25 protein-coding genes and 1 tRNA gene are annotated in these 15,847 nt (G+C 65.0%); 11 read left to right on the forward strand and 15 right to left on the reverse strand.

All coding sequences use genetic code 11. The annotated features are described in order from the left end of the window. Positions 1–69: 69 nt before the first annotated feature. The 3 genes from rpsI to SP6_RS04045 form a co-directional block, all read right to left on the reverse strand. Entirely contained in the window at positions 70–615 is a 546-nt protein-coding gene (rpsI, locus tag SP6_RS04035) for a 30S ribosomal protein S9 (protein WP_007404415.1), read from the reverse strand. Further along, a complete protein-coding gene (rplM, locus tag SP6_RS04040; RefSeq protein ID WP_037568175.1) occupies positions 615–1,094 on the reverse strand; it encodes a 50S ribosomal protein L13 in 480 nt (159 codons plus the stop codon). The genes rpsI and rplM overlap by 1 nt, the downstream gene beginning before the upstream one ends. Positions 1,095–1,216: 122 nt before the next feature. Further along, positions 1,217–2,272, reverse strand: coding sequence for a COX15/CtaA family protein (locus SP6_RS04045; protein ID WP_113667623.1), 1,056 nt, complete (start codon positions 2,270–2,272; stop codon positions 1,217–1,219). Positions 2,273–2,387: 115 nt separating this feature from the next. Between SP6_RS04045 and SP6_RS04050 the strand changes: the two genes are divergently transcribed. Together SP6_RS04050 and SP6_RS04055 are read left to right on the forward strand one after the other, a co-directional pair. After that, a complete protein-coding gene (locus SP6_RS04050) occupies positions 2,388–2,807 on the forward strand; it encodes a MerC domain-containing protein (RefSeq protein ID WP_037568228.1) in 420 nt (139 codons plus the stop codon). 9 nt (positions 2,808–2,816) lie between these two features. Next, a complete protein-coding gene (locus tag SP6_RS04055) occupies positions 2,817–3,284 on the forward strand; it encodes a Fur family transcriptional regulator (RefSeq protein ID WP_007404476.1) in 468 nt (155 codons plus the stop codon). Between the two features lie 32 nt (positions 3,285–3,316). On the opposite strand, the gene SP6_RS04060 is transcribed toward SP6_RS04055, so the two are convergent. Together SP6_RS04060 and SP6_RS21670 are read right to left on the reverse strand one after the other, a co-directional pair. Next, positions 3,317–4,012, reverse strand: a complete 696-nt coding sequence (locus SP6_RS04060; RefSeq protein ID WP_007404399.1) for an aspartate/glutamate racemase family protein — start codon at positions 4,010–4,012, stop codon at positions 3,317–3,319. A 75-nt stretch (positions 4,013–4,087) separates the two neighbouring features. After that, positions 4,088–4,363 carry a GNAT family N-acetyltransferase gene (locus SP6_RS21670; protein ID WP_007404278.1) on the reverse strand — a complete coding sequence of 92 codons (276 nt, stop codon included), beginning with the start codon at positions 4,361–4,363 and terminating at the stop codon, positions 4,088–4,090. A gap of 322 nt (positions 4,364–4,685) precedes the next feature. Here SP6_RS21670 and dxs point away from each other — a divergent pair, with 322 nt between their 5' ends. Together dxs and SP6_RS20800 are read left to right on the forward strand one after the other, a co-directional pair. Further along, the gene (gene dxs, locus SP6_RS04070) at positions 4,686–6,611 is read left to right on the forward strand and encodes a 1-deoxy-D-xylulose-5-phosphate synthase (protein ID WP_042468565.1); all 1,926 of its coding nucleotides are present in this window, start codon (positions 4,686–4,688) and stop codon (positions 6,609–6,611) included. Next, complete coding sequence (locus SP6_RS20800) at positions 6,608–6,793, forward strand: hypothetical protein (RefSeq protein ID WP_007404356.1); 186 nt, start codon at positions 6,608–6,610, stop codon at positions 6,791–6,793. The genes dxs and SP6_RS20800 overlap by 4 nt, the downstream gene beginning before the upstream one ends. 163 nt (positions 6,794–6,956) lie before the next feature. Here the strand turns inward: SP6_RS20800 and SP6_RS04080 are convergent, their stop codons facing one another. Continuing rightward, positions 6,957–7,637, reverse strand: a complete 681-nt coding sequence (locus SP6_RS04080) for an RBBP9/YdeN family alpha/beta hydrolase (RefSeq protein ID WP_007404485.1) — start codon at positions 7,635–7,637, stop codon at positions 6,957–6,959. A gap of 147 nt (positions 7,638–7,784) precedes the next feature. On the opposite strand from SP6_RS04080, the gene SP6_RS04085 reads away from it, so the two are divergent. The 5 genes from SP6_RS04085 (at position 7,785) to proC (ending at position 10,903) form a co-directional block, all read left to right on the forward strand. Further along, entirely contained in the window at positions 7,785–8,519 is a 735-nt protein-coding gene (locus tag SP6_RS04085) for a TlyA family RNA methyltransferase (RefSeq protein ID WP_007404276.1), read from the forward strand. A 122-nt stretch (positions 8,520–8,641) separates the two neighbouring features. Next, positions 8,642–9,160, forward strand: a complete 519-nt coding sequence (locus SP6_RS04090; RefSeq protein ID WP_037568178.1) for a TspO/MBR family protein — start codon at positions 8,642–8,644, stop codon at positions 9,158–9,160. Between the two features lie 22 nt (positions 9,161–9,182). Then, the gene (locus SP6_RS04095) at positions 9,183–9,464 is read left to right on the forward strand and encodes an accessory factor UbiK family protein (protein ID WP_007404303.1); all 282 of its coding nucleotides are present in this window, start codon (positions 9,183–9,185) and stop codon (positions 9,462–9,464) included. A gap of 138 nt (positions 9,465–9,602) precedes the next feature. Next, positions 9,603–10,106 carry a type III secretion system chaperone family protein gene (locus SP6_RS04100; RefSeq protein WP_007404411.1) on the forward strand — a complete coding sequence of 168 codons (504 nt, stop codon included), beginning with the start codon at positions 9,603–9,605 and terminating at the stop codon, positions 10,104–10,106. Then, entirely contained in the window at positions 10,103–10,903 is an 801-nt protein-coding gene (proC, locus tag SP6_RS04105; protein ID WP_037568179.1) for a pyrroline-5-carboxylate reductase, read from the forward strand. Before SP6_RS04100 ends, proC begins: the two co-directional genes overlap by 4 nt. Before the next feature lie 6 nt (positions 10,904–10,909). Here proC and SP6_RS04110 read toward each other — a convergent pair whose 3' ends face one another. After that, positions 10,910–11,407, reverse strand: a complete 498-nt coding sequence (locus SP6_RS04110) for a MarR family transcriptional regulator (RefSeq protein ID WP_007404410.1) — start codon at positions 11,405–11,407, stop codon at positions 10,910–10,912. A 57-nt stretch (positions 11,408–11,464) separates the two neighbouring features. On the opposite strand from SP6_RS04110, the gene SP6_RS04115 reads away from it, so the two are divergent. Next, the gene (locus tag SP6_RS04115) at positions 11,465–12,562 is read left to right on the forward strand and encodes a branched-chain amino acid aminotransferase (protein ID WP_037568180.1); all 1,098 of its coding nucleotides are present in this window, start codon (positions 11,465–11,467) and stop codon (positions 12,560–12,562) included. 64 nt (positions 12,563–12,626) lie between these two features. Next, positions 12,627–12,701 (forward strand) — tRNA-Gln (locus SP6_RS04120). Positions 12,702–12,719: 18 nt separating this feature from the next. Here the strand turns inward: SP6_RS04120 and SP6_RS04125 are convergent. From SP6_RS04125 to SP6_RS21205, 8 genes are all read right to left on the reverse strand, one after another. After that, positions 12,720–13,823 carry a tyrosine-type recombinase/integrase gene (locus tag SP6_RS04125; RefSeq protein WP_007404466.1) on the reverse strand — a complete coding sequence of 368 codons (1,104 nt, stop codon included), beginning with the start codon at positions 13,821–13,823 and terminating at the stop codon, positions 12,720–12,722. Beyond that, the gene (locus SP6_RS04130; protein ID WP_007404277.1) at positions 13,807–14,070 is read right to left on the reverse strand and encodes a hypothetical protein; all 264 of its coding nucleotides are present in this window, start codon (positions 14,068–14,070) and stop codon (positions 13,807–13,809) included. Before SP6_RS04130 ends, SP6_RS04125 begins: the two co-directional genes overlap by 17 nt. Continuing rightward, a complete protein-coding gene (locus SP6_RS04135) occupies positions 14,063–14,296 on the reverse strand; it encodes a hypothetical protein (protein ID WP_007404425.1) in 234 nt (77 codons plus the stop codon). The genes SP6_RS04130 and SP6_RS04135 overlap by 8 nt, the downstream gene beginning before the upstream one ends. Beyond that, positions 14,293–14,589, reverse strand: coding sequence for a hypothetical protein (locus SP6_RS04140; protein ID WP_007404402.1), 297 nt, complete (start codon positions 14,587–14,589; stop codon positions 14,293–14,295). Before SP6_RS04140 ends, SP6_RS04135 begins: the two co-directional genes overlap by 4 nt. Next, complete coding sequence (locus SP6_RS04145) at positions 14,586–14,825, reverse strand: hypothetical protein (RefSeq protein WP_007404383.1); 240 nt, start codon at positions 14,823–14,825, stop codon at positions 14,586–14,588. The genes SP6_RS04140 and SP6_RS04145 overlap by 4 nt, the downstream gene beginning before the upstream one ends. After that, entirely contained in the window at positions 14,825–15,286 is a 462-nt protein-coding gene (locus SP6_RS04150; RefSeq protein WP_007404272.1) for a hypothetical protein, read from the reverse strand. Before SP6_RS04150 ends, SP6_RS04145 begins: the two co-directional genes overlap by 1 nt. Beyond that, entirely contained in the window at positions 15,286–15,552 is a 267-nt protein-coding gene (locus SP6_RS04155; RefSeq protein WP_042468567.1) for a DUF2312 domain-containing protein, read from the reverse strand. The genes SP6_RS04150 and SP6_RS04155 overlap by 1 nt, the downstream gene beginning before the upstream one ends. Before the next feature lie 91 nt (positions 15,553–15,643). Next, a partial coding sequence (locus SP6_RS21205) for a hypothetical protein (RefSeq protein WP_369397417.1) occupies positions 15,644–15,847 on the reverse strand: 204 nt, incomplete at its 5' end.

Raw genomic sequence — 15,847 nt, forward strand, 5'->3', positions numbered from 1 at the left:
ACCCTTTGCCGGATCGCCCCTTCATAGCGAAGCCTGGGATAGCCGTAGCCATCCCAGCCCGTTCGTATCTTAGCGCTTCGAGAACTGGAAGCTGCGACGCGCCTTGGCGCGGCCATACTTCTTACGCTCGACGGCGCGGCTGTCGCGGGTCAGGAAGCCAGCGGCCTTGACCGGAGCGCGCAGGACCGGCTCGTACTTGGTCAGCGCTTGGCTGATGCCGTGCTTGACCGCACCGGCCTGGCCCGACAGACCGCCGCCCTTGACGGTGCAGACGACGTCATACTGACCTTCGCGCTCGGTGATGCCGAACACCTGGTTGATGACGAGACGCAGCGTCGGACGCGCGAAATAGACTTCCTGGTCACGACCGTTGATCGTGATCTTGCCCGAACCCGGCTTCAGCCAGACGCGAGCCACGGCGTCCTTACGACGACCGGTCGCATAGGCGCGGCCGAACTTGTCCAGTTCCTGCTGACGCAGCGGGGTGGAGCTGACGCGCTCGACGGGAGCGGCGGCGGGGGCTTCACCCTCGACGGCGGGCTGCGCCGAAGCGGCGGCGGCCTGCTGGTTCAGGGTGGCGCCGAGATCGGCGAGCGACTGGCGGTTATCGGACATTATGCGCCCACCTTGTTCTTGCGGTTCATCGACGCGATGTCGAGGACTTCGGGGTTCTGAGCGGCGTGCGGATGCTCGGTGCCGGCGAAGATGCGCAGGTTGCGCATCTGCTGACGACCCAGCGGGCCACGCGGGATCATGCGCTCGACGGCCTTTTCCAGGACGCGCTCGGGGAAGCGGCCTTCCAGGACCTTGGCGGCGGTGATGCCCTTGATACCACCGGCATAACCGGTGTGCTTGTAATACACCTTCTGACCCAGCTTATTGCCGGTGAAGCGCACCTTGTCCGCGTTGATGACGATGACATTGTCACCGCAATCGACGTGCGGGGTGAAGCTCGGCTTGTGCTTGCCGCGCAGGATGTTCGCGATGATGGTGGCGGCGCGGCCGACAACCAGGCCATCGGCGTCGACGATATGCCACTTCTTCTCCACCTCGTGCGGCTTGGCCGCCTTGGTGGTCTTCATGAGCGCCTTCATGGGCGAGAGACCTTTCGGTTTGAAATGCAACACGCCGCCCCTTGGATCGGGCGGCGCGGACGAAGGGCCAATGCTGGAGGGACTCGAAAATGTCAAGCAAAGTGCGGCTTTGCTGACGGGTATTATGATACCATAGGCTTGCGCGGTGCCTGGCCGAGCCGGTGCGCGGCGGCGGTCGCCGCGATGAGGAGAAGGGCGGCATTGGCCTGATGCGCGACCGCGATATCGATCTGCACGCCGGTCAGCAGCGTCGCGATGCCCAGGGCGATCTGGACGACGACCAGCACGATCACCAGCCAGCCGGCGCGAAGGGCGCCGCTGCGGATCGCACGCGCCGCCATCCCGATAAGCATGGCCGCCGCCGTGAAGGCGAACCAGCGATGGATGAACTGGACGACGACCGGGTTGTCGAAGGCGTTGGCGATGGCTGGCGTCATCATCGGCGTGCCCGCCGGGAACCAGGCATCGCCCATCAGCGGCCAACTCGAAAAGGCATAGCCCGCGTCCAGCCCGGCGGTGAGCGCCCCGAACATTAGCTGGATGAACAGCGTCACGATCGCGCCGGCACCCAGCAGCGTCAGGCGGGAAGGGGCCGCCAGCCGATTGCGATGCAACGCCAGGAGGTCGAGCGCGGTCCATACGATCCCGGCCAGGATGAACAGCGCGGTCAGCAGATGGACGGTCAAGCGGATATGGCTGACATCGGTCCGCTCGACGAGGCCCGAGGCGACCATCCACCAGCCGATCGCCCCCTGCAATCCGCCTAGGGCGAGCAGCGCGAGCAGGCGCGGCTTATATCCCACCGGGATCGCCTTGCGGGCCCAGAACCAGATCAGCGGCAGGGCAAAGGCCATGCCGATCACTCGGCCCAGCACGCGGTGCAGATATTCCCAGAAGAAGATCGCCTTGAACCCGCCCAGCGTCATATCACGGTTGAAGGTCCAATATTCGGGAATGCGTTTGTAGTTGTCGAATTCCGCCTGCCATTGCGCCTCGGTCAGCGGGGGAATGATGCCGGTGATCGGCTTCCATTCGGTGATCGACAGGCCGCTATTGGTCAGGCGCGTAATGCCGCCGACGATCACCATCGCGACGATCAGGCCGGCGACGATGATCAGCCAGCGGGCAACGGCGCGGGGGCGGGCGGTGACCATGAAGGCAGGGCTCGGTTGCAGCATCCCTTCATCATAGGGTGCAGAAAGGGCGTGGGATAGTGGACTGAATGCCTCGATACCTGACCGGTGGAACAAATGTTATGTTGTAACGCCTTGCGGCAATGCCTAGATGATGGCGATGAACGCGGCGTCCCTAACCCTGTCCAAGCGGCCGAGACACTGGGCCGGCCTTGATCGCTGGGCGATCGGGTTGTCAGGTCTGTGCGTCGTTCACTGTATCGCCTCGTCCGTGCTTCTCGCCCTGCTGTCGACCGCCGGAGGGATGCTCGCTGCGCCGATCGTCCATGAGGTCGGGCTGGTCCTCGCCATCATGCTGGGTGTTCTGGCGCTGGGTCGGGGTGTGATCGTCCATGGCCAAGCCTTGCCGGCGGCGGTCGGGGCCTTGGGGCTGGGCATGATGGCCGGGGCCATGACGTTGCCGCACGATGAATCCGGTGGCGAGGCGTTGTGGACCATTGTCGGCGTGGCCCTGTTGGCCATCGGCCATATGCTCAATCAGCGCGCGGGCCGACTTGCCCCCGTCACGGTCAGACCCTAAGTCGCTGTCATGGCGCACGCGCATCAGCATATGGAGCCCGTAGGGGCCGATCTCGCCCAGGCGGCAAAAGCCACGCTGGAGCGGGCGGGCGAGCAATGGACCGCGATGCGCGCCAGCGTGTTCGAGGCGTTGGCCGGTTTCGAAAAGCCCGCCTCCGCCTATGACATCGCCGATGCCATGTCGAAGGCGCAAGGCCGGCGGGTGGCCGCGAACAGCGTCTATCGCATCCTGGACCTGTTCGTGGGCGCCAACCTGGCGCGGCGGGTCGAAAGCGCGAATGCCTATGTCGCCAATGCACATCCCGACTGTCTGCACGACTGTATCTTCCTAGTCTGCGACAAATGCGGCCAGACCACGCATATCGATGATGACCGGCTGACGGGTGCCGTCCGCGATGCGGCACGCGGGGCGGGGTTTAGCCCCGAACGCCCGGTGATCGAGGTGCGAGGCCGCTGTTCGGACTGTGCCAAAGGCTAAGTCAGCGGAATTCTATTTACTGAGGGTGTGGTCTAATCGGCTAAAGCGGCCTCGATGGCGGCTTGGGCATGAAGTGCCGTGGTGTCGAACAGAGGAACCGCGCTATCCTCCTGGCGAACCAGCAGCATGATCTCGGTACAGCCTAGGATCACGGCTTCGGCGCCTTCGGTGATCATGCGGTCGATGATCTGGCGAAAGGCCTCACGCGACTGGGCGTTGATCTGGCCCGCGACGAGTTCGTCATAGATGATCCGATGAACCAGCGCCCGGTCCTGCGCATCGGGAATGATGACGTTCAGGCCATGCTGACGCTCCAGCCGCCCCTTGTAGAAATCATGCTCCATCGTGAAGGCCGTGCCCAGCAGCGCCACCTTCTGAAAACCCGCGGCCTTGATGGCGGCGGCGGTGGGATCGGCGATGTGGAGCAGCGGGATGCCGATGGCGGCCTGAACCGCTGGCGCCATGCGGTGCATGGTGTTCGTGCAAATGAGCAGGACTTCGGCCCCGCCAGCTTCCAGCCGCCGTGCCGCGTCGGTCATGCGCTGGGTCAGTCCCTCCCAATCCCCGGCATGCTGCAACGCTTCGATCTCGGCGAAGTTGAACGACCAGAGCAGGCAGGGGGCGGATGCGGTCGGGCCAAGGTGGTCTCGGACGCCCTGATTGATGATGCGGTAATATTCCGCCGAGCTCTCCCAGCTCATGCCGCCTATCAAGCCGATCATCCGCATCGCAACGTCCCTCATTGTCTGCCGAACCATATGCGCGGTCATGGACGGCGCGTCATAGAGCTTTCCCCATCCGGATCAGCGGTACGGTAACCCGTCCACTGGCGCGGATTGGGCCGGTTCGATCGGTTCATAACCACAGGCGCGGTAGAGCGGTTCGCCGGCGAGCGTCGCCATCATCTCCGCACGGCGAAAGCCGGCGGCCCGCGCCGCATCTTCACACCGCGCCAGGATCATGCGGCCTAGCCCGCGCCGGACGAAATCGGGATCGGTATAGATGGCCCGGATACGTGCAGGCTGGGTCGCGGGATCGAGCATCGCGGCATCGCAAATCCGTGCTGTGGTCGCCGTCATAGAGAGTCGCGCGGGCACTCCATCCTCCGTAACCGGCCAATCGTCCGTCGCATTCCGCGAGCAGATAGCTGCCATCAGCGATCAACTGCTTATCGAGACCCACTACGGCGCGGCTGGCGACAATTTCGGCTGGGGAGAGAAAGGCTTGCTGAAGCGTTGCAATCGCGCGGTCCATCAGGACCGCGATGCCAGGAAGGTCGGTCGAATTGGCCCAGCGAAATACAAACATGTCCCGATTTTGCCATAGGACCCTATGCCGTCAACCTGACATGGGCGAACGGTTGCAATCGACACCACCGATTTGCTGCGATAAGCCGGTGTGATGGCAGACATTCCTCAGACCCCGTTGCTCGATACGGTTCACACTCCCGACGACCTTCGGCGGCTTGCGCCCGAACAGTTGCGGCAGCTGGCCGACGAGTTGCGGACCGAGACGATCTCGGCGGTCGGCATCACCGGTGGCCATCTGGGCTCCGGACTGGGCGTGGTCGAGCTGACGGTCGCGCTCCATTATGTGTTCAACACCCCGGCCGACCGGCTGGTGTGGGACGTGGGCCACCAATGCTATCCGCACAAGATCCTGACCGGACGTCGCGACCGGATCCGTACCATCCGCCAGGGCGGCGGCCTGTCCGGTTTCACCAAGCGGTCCGAGAGTGAGTATGATCCGTTCGGCGCGGCTCACAGTTCGACCTCGATCTCGGCGGCGCTGGGCTTTGCGGTGGCCAACAAGCTGGCCGGGACGCCGGGCAAGGGCATTGCCGTCATCGGCGACGGTGCGATGTCGGCGGGCATGGCCTATGAGGCGATGAACAATGCCGAACAGGCGGGCAATCGCCTGATCGTCATCCTCAACGACAATGACATGTCGATCGCGCCGCCGGTGGGTGGCCTGTCGGCCTATCTATCGCGCATCGTGTCGAGCCGCGAGTTTTTGGGCGTTCGCGACGTCTTCAAGAAGCTCGCCAAGCGCTTCCCCCGCCCGATCCAGAAGGCGGCGCGCAAGACCGACGAGTTCGCGCGCGGCATGACCATGGGGGGCACGCTGTTTGAGGAATTGGGCTTTTATTATGTCGGTCCGATCGACGGTCACAATCTCGACCATCTGATTCCCGTGCTCGAGAATGTCCGCGACGCCGAGGAAGGCCCGATCCTGATCCATGTCGTCACCAAGAAGGGCAAGGGCTATGCGCCGGCCGAGGCGGCGGCGGACAAATATCATGGCGTCCAGAAGTTCGACGTCATCACCGGCGCCCAGGCCAAAGCGCCTCCGGGACCGCCGGCCTATCAGAATGTCTTCGGCGAAACGCTGAGCCGCGAAGCCGAGAGCGATCCGCGCATCTGCGCGATCACCGCCGCCATGCCGTCGGGCACGGGCCTCGACAAGTTCGCGGCCGCGCATCCCGACCGCTTCTTCGACGTCGGGATTGCCGAGCAGCATGCGGTGACCTTCGCGGCGGGGTTGGCCGCACAGGGCATGCGGCCCTTCTGCGCGATCTATTCGACCTTCCTTCAGCGCGCTTATGACCAGGTGGTTCATGACGTCGCGATCCAGAATTTGCCGGTCCGCTTCGCGATCGACCGCGCCGGGCTGGTCGGGGCGGACGGCGCGACCCATGCGGGGTCGTTCGACGTCACCTATCTCGCCAGTCTGCCCAACATGGTGGTGATGGCGGCCGCCGACGAGGCGGAGCTGGTCCATATGGTCCATACCTGCGTCAATCATGACTCGGGTCCGATTGCCGTCCGTTATCCGCGCGGCAACGGTGTCGGCGTCGCGCTGCCCGAGACGCCCGAATTGCTAGAGATCGGCAAGGGGCGCTTGGTCCGCGAGGGCAAGAAGGTGGCGATCCTGTCGCTCGGCACCCGTCTGGGCGAGGCGCTGCGTGCTGCCGACGCGCTGGAGGCCAAGGGGCTGTCGACCTCCGTCGCCGATCTGCGCTTCGCCAAGCCGCTCGACGAGGCGCTCATCCGACGCCTGCTGACCACCCATGAGGTGGCGGTGACGATCGAGGAGAATGCGATCGGTGGCCTGGGCGCGCATGTCCTGACCATGGCGTCCGACGAAGGCCTGATCGATGCCGGCCTCAAGCTGCGCACGATGCGCCTGCCCGATCTGTTCCAGGATCAGGACAAGCCCGAGGTGCAATATGCGCAGGCCGGGCTCGACGCCGATGCGATCGTCGAGACGGTGCTGAAGGCCTTACGCCACAACAGCACGCACGTCACCGAGGGCGCGCGCGCATGATTCGCGGCTGGACCGCCGTCATTGTCTTCACAACGCTGGCGGTGGTCATGATGGTGGGCGTGAATGTGCGAATGTGGCGGCGGATGAAGGCCGCCACTGCCGCCGCCAAGGCGGAAGCGGAGCGGGATGACGCCACGCCCATGAACGCGACGGATACGAACTCCGACCTCCGTTCCGCCTGAGCGTAGTCGAAGGCCACGCTCAGGACTTGCTCAAATGTGCTGACCAACGGCCAGTCGGACAGCCAAAGTGAGCTTGGTTAGTACTATCCCTTCGCCTTCGACTTCGCTCAGACTGAACGGAGGTGAGGTAGGACGCTGCCTTTGATCCCGCCGTTTCCGATCATCACCGCCCGAGATAATGCGCCTGCGCCGCATCGGTCGCGTTGATCGCCAGCACCGCTCGCGCCTCGCTGGGCGGGAGCGGCCCGGACGGCGTCGGCCGGTCGGTGCCGCTCGCCGAGATGACCCGGCCCAGCAGTTCCTGGCCTTCCTGCCACCAGCCCAGACCGCTGGCGGCATTGATATGTCCCTGATGTCCGGCATCGATGAAATGACTGCCCCAATCGACCGCCAAGCTGTGCGCGCGTTCGATCGAGATCCAGGGATCGTCCTGGCTGGCGACGAGGATGGAGGGGAAGGGGAGCGGCGTGCGCGGCGAGGGGGCGAAGCCCTTCAGGCTGTCGGGGGCATCCGACCGGTCGACATCGGCGGGCGCCACGAGCAGCGCACCCGCGACCGGCCAGCCATAGGGCTGGGGCGACAATTCCGCCCACCAAGCCACCGCCAGACACCCGAGCGAGTGCGCGGCGAGGATGACGGGGGCCTGAGCCTGGCGGATCGCCTGATCGAGCCGCGTGACCCAGGCGTTGCGGTGCGGCGTCGACCACATGCCCAGTTCGACCCGGATCGTATCGGGCCGCGACTCTTCCCACAGACTTTGCCAATGCGACCGGCCCGAGCCGCCCAGGCCCGGCACGGTGAGAATGGTCGGCTTACGCGCTTCGTAGGATGCAAACGAACCCATCAGGCGTCTCCTTGCTGCGGGGCCGGACGGTCGTGTTCCGTATTGACCCTATCGCTGCATCTTATTCCTATCGTTATGATAGGCAATAGGCCGCGCGCCTAATGGATCGCGGCTTGCGACGAACCGAGGGGCGCGATAGGGGCGGCCATGGCCAAGCAGCGTGTCGACCAGATGCTCGTGGATCGCGGACTCGTGGAATCGCGATCTCGCGCCCAGGCCATGATCATGGCGGGCCTGGTTTTTTCCGGCGAGACCAAGATCGCCAAGCCCGGCCAGCAGCTGGCGCCCGAGGCGGCGCTGGAAGTGCGCGGGCGCGACCACCCCTGGGTGTCGCGCGGCGGGATCAAGCTGGCGCATGGGCTGGAGCATTTCGGCTGGGACGTGACCGACGCGGTCGCGATCGATGTCGGGTCGTCGACCGGCGGCTTTACCGATGTGCTGCTGCAAAAGGGCGCCGCGCGCGTCTATGCGGTGGACAGCGGGACGAACCAGCTCGCCTGGTCGCTGCGCCAGGACCCGCGCGTGATCGTCCATGAACAGACCAGCGCGCGTATCCTGACCGAGGCGCATATCCCCGAGCCCGTCGACCTAATCGTGTGCGACGCCAGCTTCATCGGCTTGGCCAAGGTGCTGGAGCGCCCATTGCGTTTTGCCGGTCCGTCCGGCCGCTTGCTCGCGCTGATCAAGCCGCAATTCGAGGCGGGGCGAGAGGAAGTCGGCAAGGGCGGGGTGGTGCGCGATCCGGCGGTCCATGCCCGCGTCTGCGACGAGGTCGTCGCCTGGCTGTCGGGCGTCGGCTGGCATGTGGCGGGGGTGACGCAAAGTCCGATCACCGGTCCTGAAGGTAATATCGAGTTTCTGGTGGCCGCATCCCGAAATTGAACGGCGCGGCATAATTGGCGTTGAGCTTTCCGTTTACTGTCTTGTCGCAGTGCGGCAGATCGGCGGCCGACATGGCGAAAGAGGGACGAGTGGGGACGATCGCATCGAAGGGACAGTTGCGGATGTCATTTCTGCGCTGGGCAGTCGTGATCGTGCCGTTGGTCCTTCTTTTGGGCTTCGCATCGGGCCGGTCGGTGCCGGCGGGCAATGAGAATGAATGGTATCGTGCGCTGGCCAAGCCTGCGCTGACGCCGCCGGGCTGGGTCTTCCCCGTCGCCTGGACGACGCTATATATCCTGATCGGCCTGGCGCTGGCGATGATCCTCCATGCGCGCGGGGCCAAGGGGCGTGGTGTGGCGATCGGCTTGTTCGTGGCGCAATTTGCGCTCAACCTTGCCTGGACGCCGCTGTTCTTCGGCGCGCACCGCGTGACTGTGGCATTGATCGTGCTGCTCGCCATCCTGGTGCTCGCCATATGGACGACCTTCGCCTTTGCGCGGATCCGGCGTGGTGCCGCTTGGCTGATGCTGCCCTATCTGGTGTGGCTGTCCTTTGCCGGCGTGCTGAATTGGCGGATCGGTCAGCTCAATCCCGACGCGGAAAGCCTTGTGCCGCGCTCCCAAACCTCCCAAATGCTGTGAAACGCTTTCTGGGATTTTGAACATGCAGGCCGACAACAAGCTTTTCGACGATTTCGCCAAGGTGATGAACGGCTTGGCCGGCACCGTGGCCGGCATGGGCCGTGAGGCCGAAGCCAGCGCCCGTTCGCGCGCCCGCGAATGGATCGGCGGTCTCGACTTCGTCAGCCGCGAGGAGTTCGAGGTGGTGAAGGCCATGGCCGTGGCCGCGCGCGATGAGGCGGATGCGCTCAAGGCCCGTCTCGATGCCTTGGAAGCCAAGCAGCAGGGCGGCGTGGCGGCGCCCCTGACCGGGGCCGAATCCTGATCGGCGTGATCCTGTCGGATGGGCTGCCCGCCGTGTCGGGCGGTGCAGCTATCCACAGTTTTCGATGCGCGACTGCTTGCAGTGAGACCGTTACGGGTGCAACCTGTAGCGGTCTGGTTTTGTTCGCAGGACAGCGTAATGCTTGAATCGACCGATCATGAAGCCGAAGAATCAGCCCCCATCGACATGTTGGAGGCGTATTTCGCCGCGCATGGTTGGGAGCATGAGCGGCATGACGAAGAGATCGTCGCGACCGTCAAGGGAAGCTGGGCGAGCTATGAGCTCCGGGCCCTCTGGCGCGATGACGACAGTGTCCTGCAATTCCTGGCCTTTCCCGACATCAAGGTGACCGAGGATCGCCGCTCCAGCATCTATGAGGCCCTGGCGCTGGTGAACGAGCAGCTGTGGATCGGCCATTTCGAACTTTGGTCGAACAGCGGCATCCTCCTCTATCGTCACGCCGCGATGGTCGACGGCGGCGAGGATGGCACCATCTCGCTCAGCGCCACCGAATTGCTCGTCGAATCAGCGATCGAGGAATGCGAGCGCTTCTATCCGGTGTTCCAGTTCGTCTTGTGGGGCGGCAAGAGCCCGAAGGAAGCGTTGGCCGCCGCGCTGATCGAGACGCAGGGCGAGGCGTGAGTTTCCCAAGCGGACCGTTCTGGTTGATCGGGTGCGGCAATATGGCAGGGGCGATGCTCCGCCGTTGGCTGTCCCAGGGGCTGGACCCGGCACAGGTTACGGTGATCACCCGCAGCGGACGCGGGGCCCCCGAGGGGGTGCGATCGCTGACCGCCTTGCCGATCGACGAGACCCCCGCGACATTGATGCTGGGCTTCAAGCCCCAGCAACTGGACGATATCGCCCCCACGCTCAGCCATCTGAACCCTAAGCTGCTCTTGTCGATCCTCGCTGGTGTCGAGGAAGCGGCGCTGGCGACGCGAATCCCGGCGGGGGCGACGGTGCGGATGATGCCCAACCTGCCGGTGGCGATCGGGCAGGGGGTGACGGCCCTCTTCACCCGCTCGACCGATGCCGAGATCCGCGCTCATGCCCAGTCTCTGGCCGAGGCGCTCGGGCTGGCCCCGTGGATCGAGGACGAAGCGCGCTTCGATGCGGTGACGGCGCTCGCAGGATGCGGCCCGGCTTTCGTTTTCCGCTTCATCGATGCGATCGCCCAGGCCGGGGTCGCGCTCGGCCTTGATGCCGAATTGGCCCAGAGGCTGGCGCTGGCGACGGTGGACGGCGCGGGATCGATGGCGATCGGGGCGGATGCTTCGCCCGGCACCCTGGCGGACCGCGTGGCCAGCCCGGGTGGCTCGACGCGGGAGGGATTGAACGTCCTCGACGCCGACGATGGGCTCAACACGCTGATGGCGGCCACGCTGGCCGCCTCGGAACGCCGCAATCGCGAAATGGCGGCGGCGGCGCGGCGCTGACCGCCGTCAGGCGTCGTTGCTGCGAAGATCTTCGATCCGGCCGCGTTCCTGCTCGGGAATCAGGCCTTCCAGCACGGTCCAGAAACCGGTGACCGCCTGTTGTCCGGCACGCGCATAGGCCTTGGCGAGTTTATCGCGCAGTGCGTCGAACAGTTGCGCCTCCATCGCCGCGCCGGCCGGGGTTAGGCGCAACAGCCTTTGCCGGCGATCGCGGTCGCCCGGGCGGGTCTCCAGCAACCCGCGGGTCGCCAGTTCGTTCAGGACGCGGCCCAGCGACTGCTTGGTGATCGCCAGCAGCGAGAGCAACTCGCTGACCGTCATGTCGGGCTTGCGCGCCATGAAATACAGCGCGCGGTGATGCGCGCGGCCCAGTCCTTGTGCGGCCAGGCCGCGGTCGATGGAACGGACGATGTGACTATTGCCGAAATACAGCAATTCCAACCCGCGACGCAGTTCGGGTTCGCGGAGAAATTGTGCCGATGCGGACTGGTTCGAGGCAGCCATGTTGACCCGTCTACTCACACGCCCTAGGCCACGGCAACCCAAAACAGAGAGTTGGTCATGAAAGCGCAGCAATCCCTGACGTTTCGGTTCGATCCTTGCACGACCCCGGTCGCGGCGAGCGAGCGAGCGGCGCGTTTGGTAGACCCGGGCTTTGGGCGCGTTTTCACCGATCACATGGCGCTGATCCGCTATAGCGACGAACAGGGCTGGCACGATGCGCAGATCACCGCGCGCGTGCCGCTGAGCGTCGATCCGGCCGCGTCGGTCCTGCATTATGCGCAGGAAATCTTCGAAGGCATGAAGGCCTATCGCCTGGCCGATGGCGGCACCGCGCTGTTCCGGCCCGAGGCGAATGCCCGGCGTTTCCAGGACTCGGCGCGCCGTATGGCGATGCCCGAACTGCCCGAGGATATGTTCCTGGAATCGGTCGAGCGACTGGTCGAGGTCGAGCGCGACTGGATCCCCGAACAGGATGGCGGCGCGCTCTATCTGCGACCCTTCATGTTCGCGAGCGAGGTGTTTCTGGGCGTCAAGCCGTCCGCCGAATATCTCTACATGGTCATCGCCTCGTCGGTGGGTGCCTATTTCAAGGGCGGCGCGCCGGCGGTGTCGATCTGGGTCAGCCAGGGCTATACCCGCGCAGCCCCCGGCGGCACGGGGGCTGCCAAGTGCGGCGGCAACTATGCCGCCAGCCTGCTCGCGCAGAAGGAAGCGATCGCCAATGGCTGCGACCAGGTGGTGTTCCTCGACGCGGTCGAGCGCCGCTGGGTCGAGGAACTGGGCGGCATGAACGTCTTCTTCGTGTTCGACGACGGCTCACTGGTGACCCCGCCGCTGACCGGCACGATCCTGCCCGGCATCACCCGCGATTCGATCCTGACCATCGCCCGCGCACAAGGCCTGACCGTCCGCGAGGAACCCTATGCCATCGACCAGTGGCGCGCCGACGCCGCCAGCGGTCGCCTGGTCGAGGCCTTCGCCTGCGGCACCGCCGCCGTCGTCACCCCGATCGGCAGCGTCGCCGAGCCGGCGGGGCGCTTCACCATCGGCAGCGGTGGCCCCGGCCAGCTGACCACGAGCTTGCGCGAGCAGCTGGTCTCGATCCAGCGCGGCCAGGCCCCCGACCCCCATGGCTGGATGCGTCGCCTGGGCTGACGATTTTCCCCGGAATAGGGGCTTTTCAAGAGCGGCGCGCCGGTTATAAGGCGCGCCTCTCCACTGGGGCGTCGCCAAGCGGTAAGGCAACGGTTTTTGGTACCGTCATACGCAGGTTCGAATCCTGCCGCCCCAGCCATTGATTTCATTGCATTTTTCACGAATTTTCCCCCTCATTTGGTGAGGCTGGCGCAGCGTTCTGCACCGTCTTCTGCAATTTGGTTGTGCGGGCTTCGAGTTTGGCGACCGCAGAATCACTCAGTGAGGCGGTCATCGCCTGGTAGAGATCGAGCATTCTGGCGACCGTGGAGACGGTCCAGCCGAGCATCGCGGCGATTTCCGACGGCGTAGCGCCGGCCTGTGCCAGGACTGTGCAGGCGGTGCCGCGCAGATCATGAAAGTGGAGACCGTTGCGACCGGCCTGCAGCACGGTTTCCCGCCAGCGGTGGTCGAAGTTGACCGAGCCCCACGGTTTGCCGTTTCGGGTCAGGATCGTGGCGGCGGTGCGCGGTTGTGCATCGAGCAGCGCTTTCAGGGACCGCGTGACAGGCATGTCGACGAAGCGCTTTCGCTTCGCCTGGCGGAGCTGGATCCGCTGCCCGTCATAGGATGACCAAGTCAGCGCCAACAGGTCACCCTTGCGCTGTCCCGTCCCCAGGGCCAGCTCGAAGGCTAACCGGATTTCCGGAGACGCCACCGCGCGCAGTGCTTCGATATCCGCCGGGAGCCAGAGCTTATCGGCGCGATCGGCGCGGTAGACCTTCTTTGGACGGGTCGCGTGGTTGTGGATCAGGTGACCCCGATCGCGGCCCCACTCCAGGACGATGCGCAAGACGCCGAGAACGGCGTCCGCCTGGCGGGGCGAAGACTTGGCCATCTCATCGCGCCACTCTAGGAAACGTATGCGGATCTTCGGATCCTCGACCACTGCCAGGGGGTGCGTGCCGAACTTATCCGAGATCTTGAGCAGCGCGGTGCCATAGTCCCGCTGTGTGCGAGGCGCGAGCTTTGTGAATTGCGGGCTCTTCTCATAGGCGTCGATGACGGATTGCAGCGTTCCTGCCGTGCGTGCACGACGCGGTGCGTCGATCGCCGCATAATAGGAGCGCATGAACGCCGGTGTGCCGGGCGCGAATGGCTGATCCTCGTCACCCTCCAGCGGGTTCAGAGCGCCCGATCCGCGCAAATAATAATAGGTCGCGCGCGAACCGTTCGCGAGCTTTTTGACCGACTTGAAAACACCCTTAAGAGGCGCGCGCATTTTCCGCCTCCCATTGTTCCAGGGGGGACAGGGTTCGGCTCGCCTTCATCAGGCCGGCATGGCGATCGAGCAGCAGATCGTGTGCGCGAACATCGTAGCGGTTCGTGCCGCGCACCGGACCAGGGACCAGGCCCTTTGCGCACCAAGCGTCGTAGGTCGCGCCGCTGATGTGCCCTAGATATACGCAAATCCCCGCCTTGGTTTGCAGACGGGCGTGGGGATCGAAGGCTTCCGCGACCCTACCCATGGGCGGCATCCCTGATCGCGTCCTCGATATCGATCTGGCGATGGTCCACCAGTTCGTGGCCATAGGTGATGGACAGGGCGATATTGCACCAGGTGCGGTGACCGGTCCTGTCGTGGTGCTGGGCCGCGAGCCCTTGCGCGTTCGGGCCCGTCCAATGCGCGGCTTGTCCGTGGCAGACGGAACATCCGGCCGCGATCGTCCGATCGGTCGATTTGACGCGGGTCATTCGTAGTCACCCCAGTCGAGGTCGTTGTAATTTTCGTTATCGCGGGGGTCGATCCGATCGCCCCAGGGCGTTTCGAAGCGCACAGCAACGGCGGTCGACCAGTCGATCTCATCCGCCAGGCGCCACGGCGCGACAGAACCGTCCGCCCGCATCGCGATGCAGTTCGGGACGAATGAATAATCAGAGATGTAGTGCGACCAATCCGGCTCCCCGAACGGAGGATCGAGGGCGATCATGCGCTCTTCCTGAATGCGGCGATCGATCGTGACGAGCTGCGCGCGCGAAAGGATCAAGGTTGCACCTCCACTTCGTCCAGTCGGAGCGCCGCCGCGGCCGCGAGGGCGGGGGCGGGGTCGCCGGCAGCCGCCGCTTTGACGGCCGCCGCGAGTTGCAGGGTCACGCCGATCGCATGGGTCATGATGGCGGCGCGGGCGTGGGCCTCGCGCAGGGTCAGGGGGGCGGCGCGGCGGACATCGCCGTCGCGGACCACCTCCAGCGCGCGCAGGCTTTGGGTGAGGGTGGCGTACATCACGCGGGTTCTTCGAGATTGAGGCGTCGCACGACCCACCCGACTATCGCCTGCGCCTGGAAGGCGAGCGGGTCGGTCAGCGTCGTGGGAAGTTCGTCGTCCAGGATGGCGGTCGGATCGTCGCGCAGATGCTGGCGAAGATCTTTCAGGCTGGATTCGAGGCCGGCAGATACCAAGCAGACCGCCTTTCTCCGATCCTCGATCGTGAAGATCGGGCGGGCCGGAGCGGCCGGCTCGACGATCGGCGTCGTGGGGGCGGGCGCCTGGGCAAACCATGCAAGGAAATCGGTGATGCAGGACGGGCAGAGATCATCCATCCCGTCCTTGCCGACGCGAGCGCCACCACCGTGACGCCGCGCCGCGATGCCGCCCCAGCCGTCCGGGCGTGCCTGGTCATCGGCAACGCTGTGTTCGGTGCCGCAACGATCGCAACGAAGGGTGAAGGTGGTGGCGATCGACATCAGATCATCCCCAGCGCCTTCATGTAGACTTCCAGGATCGCTTCCTCTTCCTGGAATTCCTCCCGCTTCTTTTTGCGGATCTGCATGATTTTCTTGATGGCTTTGGGGTCGTACCCGCGCGCTTTGGCCTCGGCGAAAACATCCTTGATGTCATCGCTCAGGCCCTTCTTTTCCTCTTCCAGGCGCTCGGCACGTTCGATCAGCAGGCGCAGTTCGTCCGCTGTGACGTTACCGGCGCCATCGGCGATTTCCATGGGATCGGGCATTTTGGTCATCCTGTTTGGGTGTTGGGGTGGGGTTTGCGGCTCTGGCCAGAGCCGACTCTTGTAGAGAGGCGCTCAACAGGAGCCGGGCGGGTCAGAAATCGGGGGGCGGGCGGCGTGGGATGGGGTGGCAATCCTTGGCCAGCGCCAGGCAGGCCGCGCCGCTGTCGAAGCGGACCGAGGCGAGCGCGCCGCGCACCGCCAGCACGTCGCAATGCCTGCCACGCGACTGACCGAGCCCGAGATAGACGGCGCGGTCGCCATGACAGATGCCGGTCGCGACCATGTCACCGCCGCG

Source organism: Sphingomonas paucimobilis NBRC 13935 (assembly GCF_000739895.2).
GTDB lineage: Bacteria > Pseudomonadota > Alphaproteobacteria > Sphingomonadales > Sphingomonadaceae > Sphingomonas > Sphingomonas paucimobilis.